This is a genomic window from Providencia rettgeri, assembly GCF_013702265.1.
Lineage (GTDB): Bacteria > Pseudomonadota > Gammaproteobacteria > Enterobacterales > Enterobacteriaceae > Providencia > Providencia zhijiangensis.
Genome location: NZ_CP059348.1, coordinates 173,980 through 191,938, shown reverse-complemented (window position 1 = coordinate 191,938; position 17,959 = coordinate 173,980). Strand labels below are relative to the sequence as shown.

At 40.4% G+C, this 17,959-nt stretch carries 18 protein-coding genes; 10 read left to right on the top strand and 8 right to left on the bottom strand.

Annotated elements, in window-relative coordinates; translation table 11 throughout:
* Positions 1 to 96 precede the first annotated feature (96 nt).
* Together msrP and H0913_RS00855 are read left to right on the top strand one after the other, a co-directional pair.
* Positions 97 to 1,104, top strand: coding sequence for a protein-methionine-sulfoxide reductase catalytic subunit MsrP (msrP, locus tag H0913_RS00860; protein WP_154602183.1), 1,008 nt, complete (start codon positions 97 to 99; stop codon positions 1,102 to 1,104).
* A complete protein-coding gene (locus H0913_RS00855; protein WP_154602182.1) occupies positions 1,104 to 1,712 on the top strand; it encodes a protein-methionine-sulfoxide reductase heme-binding subunit MsrQ in 609 nt (202 codons plus the stop codon). Before msrP ends, H0913_RS00855 begins: the two co-directional genes overlap by 1 nt.
* A gap of 37 nt (positions 1,713 to 1,749) precedes the next feature.
* Here the strand turns inward: H0913_RS00855 and dmsD are convergent, their stop codons facing one another.
* From dmsD to dmsA, 4 genes are all read right to left on the bottom strand, one after another.
* Positions 1,750 to 2,364, bottom strand: coding sequence for a Tat proofreading chaperone DmsD (gene dmsD / locus H0913_RS00850; protein ID WP_154602181.1), 615 nt, complete (start codon positions 2,362 to 2,364; stop codon positions 1,750 to 1,752).
* Positions 2,365 to 2,472: 108 nt separating this feature from the next.
* Complete coding sequence (locus tag H0913_RS00845) at positions 2,473 to 3,330, bottom strand: DmsC/YnfH family molybdoenzyme membrane anchor subunit (protein WP_181477802.1); 858 nt, start codon at positions 3,328 to 3,330, stop codon at positions 2,473 to 2,475.
* A gap of 1 nt (position 3,331) precedes the next feature.
* The gene (locus tag H0913_RS00840; RefSeq protein WP_036950397.1) at positions 3,332 to 3,949 is read right to left on the bottom strand and encodes a DMSO/selenate family reductase complex B subunit; all 618 of its coding nucleotides are present in this window, start codon (positions 3,947 to 3,949) and stop codon (positions 3,332 to 3,334) included.
* Positions 3,950 to 3,960: 11 nt separating this feature from the next.
* On the bottom strand, positions 3,961 to 6,405 hold the full coding sequence (gene dmsA / locus H0913_RS00835) for a dimethylsulfoxide reductase subunit A (RefSeq protein ID WP_181477801.1): 2,445 nt from the start codon (positions 6,403 to 6,405) through the stop codon (positions 3,961 to 3,963).
* A 693-nt stretch (positions 6,406 to 7,098) separates the two neighbouring features.
* Here dmsA and H0913_RS00830 point away from each other — a divergent pair.
* Positions 7,099 to 7,431, top strand: a complete 333-nt coding sequence (locus H0913_RS00830; protein ID WP_051422597.1) for a helix-turn-helix domain-containing protein — start codon at positions 7,099 to 7,101, stop codon at positions 7,429 to 7,431.
* 58 nt (positions 7,432 to 7,489) lie between these two features.
* On the opposite strand, the gene H0913_RS00825 is transcribed toward H0913_RS00830, so the two are convergent.
* Together H0913_RS00825 and H0913_RS00820 are read right to left on the bottom strand one after the other, a co-directional pair.
* On the bottom strand, positions 7,490 to 7,951 hold the full coding sequence (locus H0913_RS00825; protein WP_181477800.1) for a hypothetical protein: 462 nt from the start codon (positions 7,949 to 7,951) through the stop codon (positions 7,490 to 7,492).
* Between the two features lie 5 nt (positions 7,952 to 7,956).
* Positions 7,957 to 8,862, bottom strand: coding sequence for a winged helix-turn-helix domain-containing protein (locus H0913_RS00820; RefSeq protein WP_181477799.1), 906 nt, complete (start codon positions 8,860 to 8,862; stop codon positions 7,957 to 7,959).
* Between the two features lie 428 nt (positions 8,863 to 9,290).
* Here H0913_RS00820 and H0913_RS00815 point away from each other — a divergent pair, with 428 nt between their 5' ends.
* The 7 genes from H0913_RS00815 (at position 9,291) to H0913_RS00785 (ending at position 15,584) form a co-directional block, all read left to right on the top strand.
* The gene (locus tag H0913_RS00815; protein WP_036950387.1) at positions 9,291 to 9,809 is read left to right on the top strand and encodes a fimbrial protein; all 519 of its coding nucleotides are present in this window, start codon (positions 9,291 to 9,293) and stop codon (positions 9,807 to 9,809) included.
* Positions 9,810 to 9,875: 66 nt separating this feature from the next.
* Positions 9,876 to 12,251, top strand: a complete 2,376-nt coding sequence (gene pefC / locus H0913_RS00810) for a PefC/AfrB family outer membrane usher protein (RefSeq protein ID WP_154637843.1) — start codon at positions 9,876 to 9,878, stop codon at positions 12,249 to 12,251.
* Complete coding sequence (locus H0913_RS00805; protein WP_154602174.1) at positions 12,244 to 12,912, top strand: fimbrial chaperone; 669 nt, start codon at positions 12,244 to 12,246, stop codon at positions 12,910 to 12,912. The genes pefC and H0913_RS00805 overlap by 8 nt, the downstream gene beginning before the upstream one ends.
* 10 nt (positions 12,913 to 12,922) lie before the next feature.
* Positions 12,923 to 13,933 carry a fimbrial protein gene (locus tag H0913_RS00800; protein ID WP_181477798.1) on the top strand — a complete coding sequence of 337 codons (1,011 nt, stop codon included), beginning with the start codon at positions 12,923 to 12,925 and terminating at the stop codon, positions 13,931 to 13,933.
* Between the two features lie 10 nt (positions 13,934 to 13,943).
* Positions 13,944 to 14,474, top strand: coding sequence for a spore coat protein U domain-containing protein (locus tag H0913_RS00795; protein WP_181477797.1), 531 nt, complete (start codon positions 13,944 to 13,946; stop codon positions 14,472 to 14,474).
* A gap of 11 nt (positions 14,475 to 14,485) precedes the next feature.
* On the top strand, positions 14,486 to 15,034 hold the full coding sequence (locus H0913_RS00790; protein ID WP_154602171.1) for a fimbrial protein: 549 nt from the start codon (positions 14,486 to 14,488) through the stop codon (positions 15,032 to 15,034).
* Between the two features lie 13 nt (positions 15,035 to 15,047).
* Entirely contained in the window at positions 15,048 to 15,584 is a 537-nt protein-coding gene (locus tag H0913_RS00785) for a fimbrial protein (RefSeq protein ID WP_181477796.1), read from the top strand.
* Between the two features lie 6 nt (positions 15,585 to 15,590).
* Here the strand turns inward: H0913_RS00785 and H0913_RS00780 are convergent, their stop codons facing one another.
* Both H0913_RS00780 and H0913_RS00775 read right to left on the bottom strand, forming a co-directional pair.
* Entirely contained in the window at positions 15,591 to 16,268 is a 678-nt protein-coding gene (locus H0913_RS00780) for a fimbrial protein (RefSeq protein WP_181477795.1), read from the bottom strand.
* A 71-nt stretch (positions 16,269 to 16,339) separates the two neighbouring features.
* Positions 16,340 to 17,950: a fimbrial protein gene (locus H0913_RS00775; RefSeq protein ID WP_154602168.1), complete on the bottom strand. Its 1,611-nt coding sequence runs from the start codon at positions 17,948 to 17,950 to the stop codon at positions 16,340 to 16,342.
* Between the last annotated feature and the right edge of the window lie 9 nt (positions 17,951 to 17,959).

The following is a 17,959-nucleotide window of genomic DNA, read 5'->3' as shown; positions in this document are numbered from 1 at the left end:
TAAGTAAGATGACAAATTTGTCATCTTACTGTCAGCCACTTTTATCACGCATTCGGTATAACTGATTTCATTCTTCTTTTTGCTATGGAGCGCACAATGAAAAAGTTACCTAAAATCCCCGATTCTCAAATCACGGATGAATCCATTTTCTTTATGAAGCGCCGGCAGCTACTCAAAGCCTTAGGTGTGGGAGCGGCAGGTTTAACCGTTGCAGCGACAGCAAATGCGGGCTTATTTTCTTGGCTAAGTGACGATGCACCAGAGACGCCCGTGACGCCAAGAAAAGCCCTCACATTTATTCAACCTGAAGAATTTCAGCCATCGTTAACCCTGACGCCCGAAGATAAAGTGACTGGCTATAATAACTTTTATGAGTTTGGGCTAGGAAAATCAGACCCAGCTGAAAACGCGCATACCCTCATTACCGACGAATGGACGGTCACCATCGATGGGGAAGTGAATCGTCCTTTGACCCTGAATTTAGATGATATCAACGCCAAGTTTCCCCTAGAGGAGCGTATTTATCGTATGCGCTGCGTCGAAGCTTGGTCGATGGTTATTCCTTGGGTCGGTTTTCCGCTAGCCAAATTATTGGCATTGGTGGAACCCACCAGCAAAGCCAAATATGTCGCCTTTGAAACTCGTTATGCTCCCGAACAAATGCCGGGACAAAAAAGCCGTTATATCGGTGGTGGCTTGCCCTATCCCTATGTTGAAGGACTGCGTTTGGATGAGGCCATGAATCCGCTAACCTTACTTGCCACTGGCGTATATGGAAAAACATTACCCAATCAAAATGGCGCCCCGATCCGCTTGGTTGTTCCTTGGAAATATGGCTTTAAAGGAATTAAGTCTATCGTCAAAATTCGCCTAACTGAGCAGATGCCAGACACCACATGGAACCTATCCGCGCCCAGTGAATATGGTTTTTTTGCCAATGTGAACCCGCAAGTTGATCATCCTCGTTGGTCACAAGCGACCGAGCGTTTTATTGGCGCAGGGGGTTTAGGTCAAGTGACCCGACAGCCTACTTTGCTGTTTAATGGATATGGTGACCAAGTCGCAAACTTGTATCAGGGGATGGACTTACGGAGATACTTTTAATGCCCCAAGAAAACAGGCTATTAGTGAGATTAACCAAAGGAGGCTTTCATCTTATTGCTCTGCTTCCTTTGGTATGGCTGGTTTTTTTAATTGATACTCAGCGACTTGGCGCTGATCCCGCTAAAGACATCCAACATTTTACGGGAATAGCCACTTTGCGCTTGCTCGTCGTTATCGCATTGATCCCCGTTATTGCTAAATTATTGCGATTTACCACGTTGTTTCAGACACGAAAATTACTGGGATTATGGTGTTTTTTCTGGGCTGTACTGCACTTGAGTAGCTATTTATTACTGGAGATTGGCGTCAATAATTTATCACTCTTTTTCGAGGAGGTTTTTTCGCGGGTCTACTTAGTGATTGGCGCCACGGCTTGGCTATGCTTATTTTTGATGGCGGTGAGTTCATTCAACCGCATACGAATCAGCCTAGGCGTATGGTGGAAAAGAATTCACATGCTGCTTTACCCAACGCTATTACTCGCGCTTTGCCACTATGCTTTGTCATTAAAAACTCTAACGCCTGAGCCAATTATTTACTTAGTGTTAGTGGGCGCTGCTTTTGCTTATCGTGTTTGGAGCCAACAAAAACAGCCGATCAAACTTTAGAATAAATTGGCGATCCCCAAGATCGCCAATTTATTAATCAGCGATAAAAAATCAGTTTTTTATCCGCTTCAATATTCATCGAATCCTGCCAAGCCACCAGCGTTAAATGCGCCAGCTTACTCAGCCCCACATAAAATGGAGAATCGCCTTTTTCCTGCATTTTGTCTAAATACAGCAAGCCCCATGGCAAAATATGTTTCCCTAATAATTCAGAAAGATTTTCAGGTTGATGTTCCGCTACCCAAGCCACCATCATCATCAATAAACCAAAATGGTCTTCGGGTTCATTTTGCGTTAAGTGAATATCAATTTGGTTGACTTGCATCCACTCACGAAGTTGCAAAGTAGACTCGCCAAACAGCACATTTTCTTTATCAAGCCAGACTGAACCCCACGGTGGAGAAGGAAGCGCATAAGGGCCAATAAAGAGGCGTTGGTAGGCTTCATCAAGGGTTTCATCATCACGTTGCATTGTCGCCATCTCTGCGGCGATCCCTTGTTTTTGCTCTTCAGAGCCATAATGCCAGTCTGCTACCCACTCACCGGATACCAATAATTCGATAATGTCGGGCACTTGGTCAGGGGAATAATAGAATGCCGCACCAAGGATCCGAGCTGTCACAGAAACATCATTTAAAGCGAGTTCGTTCATGGTGTGTAATCCACTGTTCATGTGTTATTTGTTGTTTTGCTTATTATTGATAATAATTCTTGGGAACGAAAGGCTTAGCAGAAGGTTGCTAAGCCTTTGTAGTGATGATTAGTTAACGGCCATGCCCACGGTCATATGCAGACCATAGAACACACCTCGTCCAACAATCTCGCCCGCCAACACTAACAGGGTACCGATGCCCAAGTTAATAACGGATGGATTACGTTTCGCGATTAACGGCATGACCCAGCAACCCAGCCCCATCGCTACGGCAACAATCTTAATATCCATTAAGAAGCCGTAATCAGGCACTAAATCCGTTGCTTTTTGTACTGCGGTTTCAATGCTCGCCAAGTCAAACCCTTGGGAAATTGCCGCAGCTGCACTCACTAATAATGCTATCGCACTCAATGCCGGGAGACGACGGATACATTGCAGGTCAAACCCAGCCACACGCAATAACAGCGCGGCTAAGATAGGCCCACCCAAGAATGCCGTTAGCACGAAGTTGATCATGGTGTAGCTGTTATTCCATGTTGGTACCGTTGGGATTTGGTACACACGGGAAGTTGCCACCACAAAGATAGCCGCCAGAACAGCCACCACCACTAACCATAATTTACCTAGCGTAGCCGGCATTTTATTTAACACTGCCAACAACCAATATAAGCCACCAAAGGCAAAGAAGATTGCACCACTGGCAATTTCATTACTCAGTGAAGAAGCCCCTAAGCGGTTGAAGGCATTAAATGCACGCAATGGGGTACCCATGTGCATCGTGGATAATAAGAAACCAATTCCCATTAACCCCCACAGACCGAACATGCTGTAATGCACTTTGCGGTTAAGTTCAGGGGATAGTTTCCCACTTAACAAAACCGCTGCCATCACAATAAATGCACCCGCAACACTTTGACCAATAACCGTGAAAAACATCAATGGCCATTCATGAATTCCCGCGCCCATATTAAACTTCCTCCGGGTTAGCCAGATGACCCGTGGTATCACCGACAGGTTTGCTATTGGCATTCAATTTTAAAACGATATTTGGATGAGTATATTCAGCCGATGGTAATGGTGCGATTTCCGCTAAATCACCATATTTGGCGCGTAGCTCTTCTATCGGCGCCATATCCAATGCGCGTAATGGGCAAGATTCCACACAGATTGGTTTTTTGCCTTCTGCAACACGCTCATAGCAACCATCGCACTTGGTCATATGACCTTTGACTTGGTCAAACTGAGGCGCACCGTAAGGGCATGCCATGCTGCAATAGCGGCAACCAATACAGACTTCTTCATCCACCACCACAAACCCATCTTCGCGTTTGTGCATCGCACCACTTGGACACACTTTGGCACATGCTGGGTCATCACAGTGGTTACACGAAATAGACAGGTAATAGGCGAAAACATTCTGCCCATAAACGCCATCTTGCTCAGTCCAATCACCCCCCGCGTATTCATAAATACGGCGGAAATTCACTTCTGGAGATAAATTTTTAAAGTCTTTGCAGGCTAACTCACAGGTTTTGCAGCCAGTGCAACGACTTGAATCGATATAAAAACCATATTGCGTTGACATATCTGGCATCCTTAAGCTTTCACAACTTCAACAAGATTAGAGTGTGATGGGTTCCCTTTCGCCAATGGCGATGGACGCTGCGTGGTCAGCACATTAATGCTGCCCGCATGGTCAATGCGGTTACCATCAGGGTCATACCATGCACCCTCACCCAAACCAACCACACCCGGTAAAATTCGTGGGGTGACTTTGACTTTGACACGCACTTCGCCTCGGTCATTGTATACACGGACTAAATCCCCATGTTTCAGAGAGCGTTTCGCCGCATCTTGTGGGTTGATCCATAACTCTTGAGGACAAGCCGCTTTCAATACATCCACGTTGCCATACGTTGAGTGGGTACGTGATTTATAGTGGAAGCCCGTCAACTGTAATGGGAATTTCTCCATTAATGGATCGCCATACTGCTCAAACCCAACGGAATAGACTGGCAATGGATGGATCACATCCCCTTCTTCCAGCTCCCATGAATTTTGCAGCTCAGCTAATTGCTCGGAATAGATCTCGATCTTGCCTGATGGCGTGGTTAATGGATTCGCAATCGGGTCTTCACGGAAACTTTGATAAGCCACATGGTGACCTTTAGGGTCACGTTTTTTGAAGATACCTTGCTCACGGAACTCTTCAAACGTTGGCAACTCAGGTAATGCAGCGCGAGATTGTTCGTATAAATGGCGCAGCCACTCTTCTTGGGTACGATTTTCAGTGAACTGCTCACCGACCCCCATACGTTTGGCAATTTCGCTGGTCATTTCATAGATATTGCGGCTTTCAAAACGCGGTTTGATAGCTTGGTCAGCAAAAATAACGTAAGACATATTCCCCGCAGAAGCATCCATACAGAAATCCATTTGCTCAGATGCAGTGCAGTCTGGCAGTAAGATATCGGCATATTTTGCCGAGGCGGTCATGTGGTTATCAATCACCACAATCATTTCGCACTTCGATTCGTCTTGCAGGATATCGTGGGTACGGTTGATTTCTGAATGTTGATTAACTAAACAGTTACCTGCGTAGTTCCATACCATTTTAATCGGTACATCCAATTTGTCTTTACCACGGACACCATCACGGGTAGCCGTCATTTCAGGACCACGCAGGATGGCGTCAGTCCACATAAACATGGAAATGCTGGTTTGCACTGGGTTAGTCAAAGTCGGCATACGCACGAATGGAATGCTGTAAGAGCCTTCACGAGCCCCCGTGTTACCGCCATGAATACCGATGTTACCGGTTAAAATCGCCAGCATTGAGATAGCGCGAGAGGTCAACTCACCATTCGAACGACGCTGAGGGCCCCAACCTTGCACAATATACGCCGGTTTTGCAGTACCGATTTCACGGGCTAATTTCACAATGCGAGCCGCCGGAATACCGGTGATGGATGCCGCCCATTCAGGGGTTTTCGCTTGGCCGTCAGGACCATCACCCAGGATATAAGCTTTGTAGTGCGCATTTTTTGGTGCGCCAGCTGGCATGGTGGTTTCATCATAACCCACGCAATATTTATCTAAGAATGGCTTATCCACTAAGTCTTCTTTGATCATCACATACGCAATGGCGTTAACCAGCGCCGCATCAGTACCCGGACGAATTGGGATCCATTCATCTTCACGTCCTGCACCTGTATCGGTGTAGCGTGGATCGATGATGATCATTTTTGCGTTAGATTTTTCGCGAGCTTGTTCAACATAGTAAGTGACCCCACCGCCGCTCATACGCGTTTCGCCAGGGTTGTTACCAAACATCACGACTAATTTAGCGTTTTCGATATCTGATGGGCTATTACCGTCTGCCCAGCCACCAAAGGTGTAATTCAGGCCTGCCGCAATTTGTGCGGTACTGTAGTCGCCATAATGATTTAAATAACCACCACAGCAGTTCATGAGACGCGCAATTAAAGTCGCACCCGGTGGCCATGATTTTGTCATAGTGCCGCCAAGGGTACCTGTACCATAGTTCAGGTAGATGGACTCATTACCATAATCTTTAATTAAGCGCTTCATGTTGTCGGCAATAGCGTCGAAAGCTTCTTCCCAACTAATGCGCTTAAATTTACCTTCACCGCGTTTGCCTACACGCATCATTGGGTAGCGCAGACGGTCTGGGTTATAGACGCGGCGGCGCATAGAGCGGCCACGTAAACATGCACGGACTTGATGCAGTTCTTCATACACGTCATTACCCGTATTATCGGTTTCGACGTATTTGATTTCGCCATCTACAACATGCATACGCAGTGGGCAACGGCTTCCACAGTTAACTGTACACGCACTCCAAACAACTTTTTCATTCCCTGATGGTGTCGATGTTTTTTGCTCTGTTTCCGCTGAAGCGCTAAACGGAAGAGAAAATCCTCCCGCTGCGGCGGCTAAACCTGTCACGGCGCCCGCTTTCACAAAGCCGCGACGGCTAAGAGGAGCAAAAACAGCAGCTTTCTCTTTTATATTGGCCATATATAACTCGCTCACTTAAATTGCAATTGCTTAAAATAATAAGAAGTTTTTTCGCTAAAATTTTTTTCGTTAAAACAATGGAATTAAAAAATGTAGTTTGTGTGCCATTAGCGATAAAACCACCAGCCACATAATTAGAGGTAATTAGAATTTTTGATTGAGTTAATAATATCAATCGGGGAATTTGAGAGATTGTCTTACATCAATAAACACATTGATAATCAACATCATCAATGTGTTTATGCCGCTTCATTCGCGGTTTATTTCACCTATTCGTTATATAATTAAATACATAAAAAAGAGATTTATAATATATAACTGTCTATATTCAAATGATTATCCAAAAATAACACTCTCAAAGATTTATTATTTTCTGATTATTTTTTATCGATATTCTAGCGAGGAGATCCACGGTTTAAAAAACATCATATTGTACAAATTATTGTGATATCGCTAACGACAGACAATAATGCAAATGAGATTGGTTTTCGTTATTATCTAAGGCTATTTCTCATTCAAAATACTCATTTTGCTTTTAATTAAGGAAATATAAAAACTTAATTTTTTAATAAAGAAACCCCCTAACCACATAAAAAACCTAGATTAAAAGACTAAAAACTATTTGATTTTTAATTTGGTTTACACCCCTCGATGGAAATACAACAATTATAATTCCATCACGTAAGAGGACATATGATGAGTGAACACCTTTCCTTTGAAAGCACGCAAGCCTATAAATTACCCATTCAAGATATTAGCTTTTACTTTGCCGGAGAGAATGAAGCTCAAATAAACAATTTAATCGGGCACTATATAAGAAAAAAAAGAAAAGAACTGGGTTTGACTGGAAGCCAAATCGCTAGCCGTGTTGGTGTCAGTCAGCAACAGTTTTCACGGTATGAGGTAGGGATCAGCAATATCACATTACCGAGATTATTTTTAATTATTAGCAAACTTGACATGGATATTGAGACATTCCTCAACGACCTTGTCATGATCGTTAAACGACTACATACACAGGATTAAAGAGGTAGTGATAGATAATCTCTTTATTGGACAGATTATCTATCACGCTCATATTTAATCATTTGCAATAAAAAGCATACATATCATTGGTGAAAAAGATATACCCACCACTCTTCTGAGGATAGAGAAAGATATCCATATCTAGGTTAGGGTTCAAATAAGACTGAGATAAATATTTTTCTAACTCCGAAGAATCTGTATTATCCGAATTCAATAGAATATTTTTCTTGGATTTGATTTTAAGGCTATCGCCGATCTTTATAATATCGATATAAACCTTTCTTGCTACCTCACTCTCAATACCATTTTGGCTAAACTTACCCTTTAAATTCACCCACCCTTCATGATCGCCTAAGGTATAAGAAATGCTCAAAGAAAGTTTCACATTGTCTTCAATAGAAATAGTCCTAAATGATGAACGACAAATAATGTCATCTGACTTATTAACCTGGTATACCGCAATAGAAGAAAAAATAATTGCTAATGTATAAACAACAGCTTTCAAGATACTTTTTTTCATTTTTATTATCCAGCCCAATCCATGATGTAATACGAAACACATTCATTATCTTTTAACGAAAATGAATCTAACTCTCTGATGCAATAAATGATTGACAATTTATTAGTGAAATTTCGTCTTATCACATACATATATTGATAATCATCAAATGACTTTGAAATAATTTCATCTGAGAGAAATTTAGATAAGTTCGCATTTAAATCCATCTGCTTATTACAGAGTATTATTTTACTTTTAATTTCTCCACAATGAGTATAGTTCGATAAGCTACTACTTTTTTTTTGAAAATCGATATAGCTAAAAAAAATTGTTGTCATCAATACAATTAGAACTAGCATAATGATTGTTCTTTTCACTTCACGACTTGAGAAACTGAGCCACACATTCTTTTTTTTAATATACCCAGAGGGATATTTCGGAGGAGTATTTATGCTAATTTTTTTATGGTTCTCTACTTTTTCCACTTTAGGAATATGGATTTTTTCTATTTTCCCATCATATTTTCTATCAATTTTGTGCTTATTTCTAAACCTACTACTATTTACATTATTTATCGACGAGTTAAGAATATGTATATCATCAACAAGCCTATACCCTCTTTTAGGAATATTCTTTATTATCTCAAAATTATTTTCCAGTTCACTAAATGCTTTTCGTAACAACAAAATGTTTTGATAAAACGTATTGATTGTCACAAACTTCTTTTTTTCACCCCAACCTGCACTAAATAGCTCATCTTGTGAAATAACTTCATTATCTCCATCTACCTTGTTTTTTATTAAAAATAAAAGAATATTCGCAGCTGGCGTTAAGACTTTACGTTTATCTCCATTAAGTATGTATGTGATTTTCTTATTGGTGTAGTCAAACTCAAACTTGTCATTAATTATATATTTTATACTCGATTTCATAATTTCATTCTTTATTAATATAGTAAAACATCGCCACACTATACTACCCATACGAGTGAACCGAAAATTGAAATAAATCATAAAAATCTAAAATAAATTTGAAGGTTTTATTGAGTTTTTCAGCATCGATAAATCACAACGCATTGTTAATAATGAATATTTTTAGAATTCCATATAAATAAAAATACTTAAGTAGTTTATTTAGTTTATCCAGCTGAAGAGTGAGGGTATTCTGCATCCCAGAACGAGAAGGCTCCAAAACATTCATCTCTTAATGATGAAAATGATTTCTATTATCTATCATTTCGCCAGCACAACAGTTCCTTGCATTAAAAATGGAGAAATTTAAATTTGATTTTTTGGATATACATATCCAGAGATTTTTAATGCACATTATTAAATATAAATACTCTTATGAGGATGATTAAATGAAAAAGATGTTATTACCTTTAATTTGTAGCAGCGTATTACTTAGTGGTGCTGCATTTGCAAATACAGGGGAAGTACAATTTATTGGAGCGGTAACTTCTGCAACTTGTGATATTGATACTGAAGTCGGTGGATTAGTTAAATCTACAATTGATTTAGGCAAAATGACAACAGCAGATACCAATGGTGACTACGTTGAATTTAGTTTAGTTCCACGTACTGACGAATGTTTGAAAAAAACTAATGGTCAAGTAGGTTGGCAAAGCGCTGGATTTACTAATTCAGGTCTTGCAAATATGAAAGGAACAGCAAATGGTGTTTCTATTCAATTAACCGCAATGAACTCAACCACACCAAATCAAGATGTAACTTATAACAGCCAAACAGTTGATTTTGGTAATGGAACAGATGCTATTGGAAATATGAATTTCAAAGCAAGAATGCTGGCAACAACAGGTCAAACAGTTACCGAAGGTACCATCATTTCTACTGCGACTTATGCAGTGGCATATAAATAATTAGTTTTATATTTTTAAATTAAGGGTCTTTGACCCTTATTACCGCTTACAAATAGTGATGGATATATGCGTTTAAAATCGGTCAATGCTTTTATATTATCCCTGTTGGTAAGTCCATTTTTTGTATATGCAAACTTGAATATGGATTTCTTGCATGGAGGAGTTCAATCTCAGGCAGCAAGTATTTTTGATGATAGTGTTAAATACCCAGAAGGTCACTATATTGTAGAGGTGATTTTTAATCGCCATCCAATGGGAAGAAAAGAATTAATTATATTAACCAAAGATAGAGAAAACCTTTGTTTAAATACCTCATGGATAAATGAACTTTCATTACCTATTAATTTAGCTTTATTTGAAAATGACTTCGATGCAGAAAGAAACTGCTACAACTTAGGTCATTATCCTGGTGTTCAAATTGACTTTGATAATGCAAAACAAGTTTTGACTTTTAATATTCCACAAGTCGCCTTAGATAATTCAAAAAACCAACAAGAATGGGATTATGGAATACCAGGGATCAAAGTTAACTATTCCGGGTATGTCTCTAAAACAACATCCGCTAATACCCAAATTTATGGGGATTTCGACTTATATTCTAATTTTGGTCGATGGGTAGGTTACGTCCGCAGTAGTTATCTTAAAAATTCAGGAACCGAGACTTCGGAAGCAACCATTTCAACTGCCATGAAGTCTATACAGGGAAGTTTTATCGCTGGTAAAACAATAACATCAATGACGATGTTGCCTAACTTTGTGTTTTACGGAATGGCGTTACGTTCAGAAAAAAATATGCGCCCATGGGAAATGCGAGGTTATGCCCCCGTCATTTCAGGTGTGGTCAGTTCGAATGCAAAAATTACCATTTCACAAAATGGATACGTTCTTAGCTCTCAAGTCGTTCCTGCAGGTGCATATCAATTAAATGATATTTCACCCGTCAGTAATGGTGATTTGACCATTACTGTTGAAGAAGATAACGGAACCAAAACCGTAAGATATGTGCCAGTTGCCACGCTCCCATCATTATTACGAGCCAATGAGATGGATTACAACCTCGTCATTGGTGAGCGGGAGCTAACTGGAAAGCGTGAAAGCCATCCATTCCTTTTGGGTGCTCTTGATTATGGGTTTACGTATTTTACGTTGCAAACAGCGGGAATTTTACACAGTGATTATCAAAGTGCTGGAATTGGTCTGAGTAAAGAGTTTGGTCAATTTGGTGCCGTCTCTTTTAACGTGAATGCTGCCAACAGCAATTTTCAAAAACAGACTCCCACATCACCTGATGCCAAGCAATCAGGGATAAGTTATATGCTGAAGTATGCTAATTCACTGTCGAATACGACTAACTTACAGCTTTTAACTTACCGTTATACAGGCAAAGAGTACGTTGATTTTAATGAGTTTAACCAAAATGCGCTGTACCAAAGAAGTAATCGTAAAGAGCGCTATGAAACCATTATTTCTCAAAATTTTGATAACAGCTTTATCAGCCTGTCGGGATGGGTACAAACCTACCGTAATCGTATCCGCAATGAAGTCGGCGCTAACGTGACTTATAACACTGCCTTCAAAGGTATCGACTTTTCGGTATCCGCTGATTATCAGAAATTAAATGACCATGACCGAGATAATTATGCCATCTCCGTCGGTGTGAATATTCCGTTTAGTGTGTTTGATAAAAACCATTTTTGGACGAACTCAGTGAGTTATGACCGTGATAATAAAGCTAATTTTAACTCCGGTATCGCAGGAAACATTAATGAAAAAGTGAACTACAGCGTGAATACCAGCAAAGATCGTGATAGTTGGTCAAACTCTGCTTACTTTGGATTTAACCAAGATTGGATTAATACAGGTGTGGCGATTGCCCAAAACCAGCATCAAACCACAGGCTCTATCAATGCCTCCGGTAGCTTGCTTGCCACGCAACAAACCGGCTTATTTTTAACCAATGTGCGACAAGATACTGTCGCCATCGCCAACATTAAGAATATCGGAAATATTGTTTTTAATGATTCACCGCCTACGGATAGACATGGAAATACCGTCATTGGTGTATCTCCTTATATTGAAAATAATTTAAAAATCAATACTGAGGAAGTTCCGAACAACGTTGAGTTACTCGATTCGGTACAACGTGTTGTTCCAACAGATAAAGCCATTGTTTATCGCGAGTTCAAATACTCAACCATACATCGATACATTTTGAGACTGAAAAAGAAAAACGGTGAGTTTGTGTCTGCGGGTAGCTCTGCTCGAACAGAAAATAACGACTATGTGGGATTTGTCTCCAATGGCGGTGTTTTGCTGTTGAATTTATTAAGTCAGCCTAATGCCATTTTCATTACCTCCTCAAATGATGAGGTATGCACCTTAAATATGAATGGGGTAAAACCCAATGAAAACCAAATCATGGAGATCGAATGCAATGATTAAGCTCATATCCAAACTCGCTATCTTGCCATTTTTGTTAACCTGTTTTAATGCCTATTCCGCATTCACACTGAATGGCACTCGATTTATCTATGATGAAGGTCGTAAAAATATTGCGGTTGAAATTAAGAATAATAGCGAAAAAGCCTATGGTGGGCAGGTCTGGATCGATAACCTCAAAGGGGATGATGTTTTCTTTGTTCCCGCGCCTAACTTATTTAAAGTCGCAGCCAATGAAAAACAGCTTGTTCGCTTAATTTATATTAATGACATACTGCCAAAGGATAGAGAGTCACTGTTTTGGCTTAATGTTCAAGAAATCCCGCCGGTTGCATCTGCGGAAGAGGGCAATGTCCTTGCTGTGGCATTAAATACGCAAGTTAAGCTAATTTATCGCCCTAAAATCCTTGCAGAAAACCGTGAAGATGCAGAAAAAAATATCACGTATAGCGGCTCAACTCTGAAGAACCCAACACCTTATTACTTTGCACTCACACAAGTTTCCATCAACAACAAACCGCTGTCTTTATCCGCGGATGTTGAACGCTCAATTAGCTTATTCCCGCCTTTCAGCGAGATGGATTTACAGCGCCCGTTATCCGGTAAAGTCACCGTTGAAGCCATTGATGACTACGGTGCTCGACGTGTGATCGAACTTCAATAAGGACATCATCATGGCAAAAAAAGGGGTTTACCTTGGAATATTGATGTTCTTCTTCGCGCTAGATGCTAGTGCCGCTAGATGCCAAAACATCTCTATTAAATATTCATTTCCAGCACAAATCGACGTGACGAACAAAAAAGTTGGAGATCAACTCTATACTTTTGGCGCCCCTGGTGTCCCATTAACGTTATCAGGCCAATGCTTACGTGCTTCAAGTGGCGCGGGAAATACAACCGGAAACTTTATTTATATTGTTGATAAATATGGCGCATCACCAAATGATTGCCCAAATGGTGGAACCGTCGATAAAAACTCATCTGATGGAATTTTAAGATTTCGATCAACAGGAAGCTGTAGTAATAGTGCTTGGATACTGGTTTTAGACTACAAAACTAGTGGAACGGGCTATACCAATTTAGCCAATGCTGGCGGAGGAACAGACTCCGGCACCGTTTACTTACAGAAAATCCCCCCTGTCGGGAAAACGGTTGTTAACCCTACTTACATGTTAACCAAAAAATTCTATTCACGAATTGGTAATAACAGCCGTACGTTGATGTCAGAGAGTGTCGCTTTCAGTGCGCCAACATCGATGACCCTCGTCAATAACGCATCCTGTGCTGTTTCAGTCAACGATGTGGATTTTGGTAACCAAACGGCAAGTTCAGTTAACGCAAAATCTGTTGCCGGTAAAACTATCAACGTCGCATTTACCTGTAATGCGGTGCTACCCGCCTATACCTTAAGTTTTTCAGGGAAGGATGGCGTCAACAATGCTGCAAATGGAATTATCAATGTGAAAAGTAATCCATCCGTTGGTTATCAATTCACATGGGGCAATAGTGCATTTAAACCTGTAAATAGTGCCGTCGTTATCAATGGTGCCGCTATTGCACCAAACACTAAGCCAACAACAGCAAACTTCACTATTCCAATTACCGTCAAACCCGTTCCGTTAACGACTCAAACGGCAGTGGGGGCAGCTAATACCGCCTTGACCATTAATGTAAAACTAAACTAACAGGATTTTTATGATCAAGAGATCTCTATTCCTTTGTACTGCATCGTTATTTTCTATTTATGCTAATGCAACAAGCTTTGCGACCAACGTAACGGGTGGGGCAGTCACCTCGAATATTAATATGACGGTCAAGGCTTCTTGTGCCGCTTCAGTAGCAGATATCGACTTTGGCGAGCAATCTGTCAGTGACATTAAAAATGGCAAAGTGGTTGAAAAACCGATGACTATTGCAATCACTTGTGATGCAACTTTAGCATCTTATACGATGGCATTAACCTCGGCTGATGGCGTTGATGCCACAAAAAGTATTTTGAAGACCAAACAAAATACCACTGTAGGTTATCAGTTGACATGGAAGACCGCTGAAATGGCTCCGATCAATACTCCTGTTTTGGTTGATGGCGTTGCCAAAGCCCCTATCACGAAACCCACAACACCTAACGTATCCATTCCTATTAACGTAAAACCCGTTTTACTTGGTACGACGGGTTCACCAGGAGCCGCCAGTACAGCATTAAATATTAATTTAACATTCAACTAGTTGAGGTGACTATGCGCAAATCTATTTTGCTCATCAGCGTATTGATTTTTACGCATATCAATAGCTATGGAGCACTCACCAAACAATCATCCATGGTTGGTCAAGAACTGGCATCGCAAATTAGGATGAGTGTGAAAATTGCCACTTGCCTGCCAGCAACGATCGATAATATTGCTTTTGGTGCATTGGATAGCGCAACTGTTTTATCTGGCGAAATAGAGGGACATACCACGCTATCATTAGATTGCTCAGGAACCATAGTTCCACAACGTGTTTCACTATTATTTGAACCCGCTACCCCTCATTTAACCATGGGGGCATCTGGCTATATTGGTTCTGTTAACAACACGCTTGGTTATGTAGTCGCATGGGAAGATAGCCAAGTTGGAGACATTGACGCAGGTGTGCCGATGGGAAAAGAGCTTTTACTTAAAAAACCCACCGCCTCATTAATGAAAGTGAAACTGAAAGTAAAACCTATTGCACTACCCATTGGCAGCAATAGCGTGACTCTAGGCAGTGGGAGCACCCACATTACAATCAAAATAAAATACCTTTAATGTGAGCGAATTGATGAATAAAACACTTCCCTTCTGCTTTCTTTTCATGCTGATGAGTAGCTACCCTTTACATACCGTTGCCGATGAAATTTTACCCGACACGGTTCTGACCATCTCGCTAGATATCGTCAACATCACTTGCGATATTAATGATGGGAAAGGCTTCAATAAAATTGTCGATTTCGATGTGATCAATGAAACCGATTTACTTGCAGGAAAGCAACCCGCTGTAAAAACGCAATTTATTGTGGATTGCAATAAAAGTGGCTTTAAGCCTAATAATATAGATATTAAGGTTCATCCCGGGGCTCAAGGGGCTCTGAATAATGGTGTTGGTGGTGAGTTGAAAACCAATTTATCTGGTGTTGGAATTTATTTATCCTGGATGGACAAGAGTCCTATTGATTTATCTGGAAAAAACAAACGATTCAGTGCTAATGGTAATAACCAATTTGATATTAGCTTTTTTGCCAAGCCATATGCTCAATCAACAAGTGTCGAAAAAGGTATTATGAAAAGCAGTGTTATTATTAGTGCGCTCTACAAGTAATAACGATTACTCACAATTACCCACAGCGTAATATTTATCAAAAATCACAATGTACTTGCGGCTTTTCTTGGTTAAACGCGCATCTTGATATGTCTGATTAGGTAGCAAGTAAAGGACGTAAGGCTCAGAATCATCCTCTGTATTACAATTGTTATGCAGCAGCACTCTAAAATAGGTATTCCCCGTATTTTTCAAAATGCCTGCATTTTGGTCGAGCGTATATTTAAAATCAGGCTGTTTGGGTCTCACGACGAAGTACGTTTCTAAACTGACCGTTGGGTAAAATAGCGGCTGTTTGCGTTGCTCATGATCATTTTGCATTTCAAGTGGCGTTTCACTAATGATGATTTTGTAATAGCGCTCTTGGTTATCCACGGTTCCGCGATAAAAAATTTTAAAGAATTCCTGCTCTCCTGGTAATAAAATTTTCTTCAGTGGGGTAAAGATAATTTCCCCATTATGAATAGCTCGCCCTTGTTCATTGCTGCCTGGTTTATCAATTTGATACGCACTAAAGCTGTATAAATTGGTCTTTTTCGTATCGTTAATATAGGGCTTAGAAAAAAATTCTTTCTCGGAATCCATCGAAGAAATATCCGAGCTAATGTATAGCGCGTTAGCACTATGATTGAAGGAAATCATCACAAAAAAAAGTAAGAATTTCAGCAAAGAATTTAATTTCATGTTTAACCTGTTAATGCTGAAGAAAAAGGCGACTTAAGATTAAATAAATCGCCTCAAAAAATGGGTCATATTTAATGAATATCGGGGCCTGTCCAGATGGCTTTTACCGTCACGGTACCACTTGCCGAAACTGTCCCTAGCCAGTCAATTCCATCTAGCGTAAAGAATGAATTCGCTTCATTCATTGGAAATGATAAGTCTAAATTTGTGCGATAAAACGAACCTAAATCTTCATTCGGTTTTGCCCACGGCGTCTCTTCCCATAACGCATTTTTGAGGGAGATTTCATTGCTATCGCAGCTAGCTCGGTAAGACTCTAAGCTTCCCGTGTAATTTTTAAATGACAAATACGCTGAAAACGGCACTTTGAATTTGTCATCATTGGAACTAAACAAGCAGTACGATTGCCCTTTTAGCGTGGTACTTGGGCCTTCTACTTTGGCGGTGATAGAGTCTGCCTGCCTTGGTCCACTGGTCGTCACAATATAATTAAATTCAATTGGCGGCTCTTCATTTCCCACTTTCCCGGTTTTAGATTGGTTCGGGTTAAAGTCTGCAGGGATAATACTGATCCCATAATCCCGCGGTTTAAGAATAATAGTATTGGACGGTGTAAATTCGTAATAACCCGATTGAGGTACCGCTGAGTTGGTAAATGAGAATGTAAAAAACTCTTGGCTATTTTTAAAATCAACATTCGACGACACCAACCGCTTCAAAAACGTATTGGATAGAAATATCGATACATTCTTATTGTTGCCTTTGAAATAATAGCTCGCTGGATACGTTGTATTGTAATAATACCAGCTATTACTCCCGTCATCAGGGCCAATCAATATCGTGTTAGCCGCGGGTACAAACGGAATCAATGTATTATTAACTTTTAAACTCAACATAATATTGGCGAAAATCTCCCCCTTTGTCTCATGGTCAACAACTTGGCAGATAATCCCATTTTGACTTAATACGATACCGATTCTGCAAAATTGAGAGCCTAATCCCAAGGTTGGGTTTCCATTACTATCTATAAATATCTCTTGCAACGCTCCCGTTGAAGTCAGCTTTATATGCCCAGATTTAGTAATATTGAATTCATGGGATGCGATAATCTGCCCACCGACACTTTGGCAAGACTCACCTTTGCTTGGGTTATAGTCCGTTTTTGTCATACAAGATCTATAGCTATAACTTTCGACGGTTCCCACAGGTAACTTAAGGAAATATTGGTAGGCAGAGTCGCTGAAGATCCCCCTCGCATAGTAAGATTCCCCATTAATATTACTTTGCACTATCTTGTAAGCGCCATCTTTCCCAATGTATTGCGCAGGCCAATAACCACTGTCGTCATTACAATATCCTCGCATACACCGATTCCCAGTAAATGGTCTATCTATCTGAGAATTTTCTAACCAAATATCAACAAATTGGTTTGCTTGAATAGACGTATTCACATACCCCATATAGCCCAAACTAAGCTGTAGCGATTTTGAGTAACGCGTATATTTGTTAGCCCCCGAAAAACGCGGGTCGGTTGTTCTCGGTGTAATGAAATATTCGTCATCAACGTTATTTTCAATAAAAACATAGCTGTTAGTTACAGTGACAGCGTGCGTTGCTGCGCTGAATAAAAAATTCAAAATAACAGGGGCAATTATGAATATAAGAAATCTATTTCTCTTCATCGTTAAATT

What these genes read in the sequence shown, in the direction of transcription:
- msrP (WP_154602183.1), top strand. Translation starts at nt 97, where the DNA reads ATGAAAAAGTTACCTAAAATCCCCGATTCTCAAATCACGGATGAATCC.
- H0913_RS00855 (WP_154602182.1), top strand. Translation starts at nt 1,104, where the DNA reads ATGCCCCAAGAAAACAGGCTATTAGTGAGATTAACCAAAGGAGGCTTT.
- dmsD (WP_154602181.1), bottom strand. Translation starts at nt 2,364, where the DNA reads ATGAACGAACTCGCTTTAAATGATGTTTCTGTGACAGCTCGGATCCTT.
- H0913_RS00845 (WP_181477802.1), bottom strand. Translation starts at nt 3,330, where the DNA reads ATGGGCGCGGGAATTCATGAATGGCCATTGATGTTTTTCACGGTTATT.
- H0913_RS00840 (WP_036950397.1), bottom strand. Translation starts at nt 3,949, where the DNA reads ATGTCAACGCAATATGGTTTTTATATCGATTCAAGTCGTTGCACTGGC.
- dmsA (WP_181477801.1), bottom strand. Translation starts at nt 6,405, where the DNA reads ATGGCCAATATAAAAGAGAAAGCTGCTGTTTTTGCTCCTCTTAGCCGT.
- H0913_RS00830 (WP_051422597.1), top strand. Translation starts at nt 7,099, where the DNA reads ATGATGAGTGAACACCTTTCCTTTGAAAGCACGCAAGCCTATAAATTA.
- H0913_RS00825 (WP_181477800.1), bottom strand. Translation starts at nt 7,951, where the DNA reads ATGAAAAAAAGTATCTTGAAAGCTGTTGTTTATACATTAGCAATTATT.
- H0913_RS00820 (WP_181477799.1), bottom strand. Translation starts at nt 8,862, where the DNA reads ATGAAATCGAGTATAAAATATATAATTAATGACAAGTTTGAGTTTGAC.
- H0913_RS00815 (WP_036950387.1), top strand. Translation starts at nt 9,291, where the DNA reads ATGAAAAAGATGTTATTACCTTTAATTTGTAGCAGCGTATTACTTAGT.
- pefC (WP_154637843.1), top strand. Translation starts at nt 9,876, where the DNA reads ATGCGTTTAAAATCGGTCAATGCTTTTATATTATCCCTGTTGGTAAGT.
- H0913_RS00805 (WP_154602174.1), top strand. Translation starts at nt 12,244, where the DNA reads ATGATTAAGCTCATATCCAAACTCGCTATCTTGCCATTTTTGTTAACC.
- H0913_RS00800 (WP_181477798.1), top strand. Translation starts at nt 12,923, where the DNA reads ATGGCAAAAAAAGGGGTTTACCTTGGAATATTGATGTTCTTCTTCGCG.
- H0913_RS00795 (WP_181477797.1), top strand. Translation starts at nt 13,944, where the DNA reads ATGATCAAGAGATCTCTATTCCTTTGTACTGCATCGTTATTTTCTATT.
- H0913_RS00790 (WP_154602171.1), top strand. Translation starts at nt 14,486, where the DNA reads ATGCGCAAATCTATTTTGCTCATCAGCGTATTGATTTTTACGCATATC.
- H0913_RS00785 (WP_181477796.1), top strand. Translation starts at nt 15,048, where the DNA reads ATGAATAAAACACTTCCCTTCTGCTTTCTTTTCATGCTGATGAGTAGC.
- H0913_RS00780 (WP_181477795.1), bottom strand. Translation starts at nt 16,268, where the DNA reads ATGAAATTAAATTCTTTGCTGAAATTCTTACTTTTTTTTGTGATGATT.
- H0913_RS00775 (WP_154602168.1), bottom strand. Translation starts at nt 17,950, where the DNA reads ATGAAGAGAAATAGATTTCTTATATTCATAATTGCCCCTGTTATTTTG.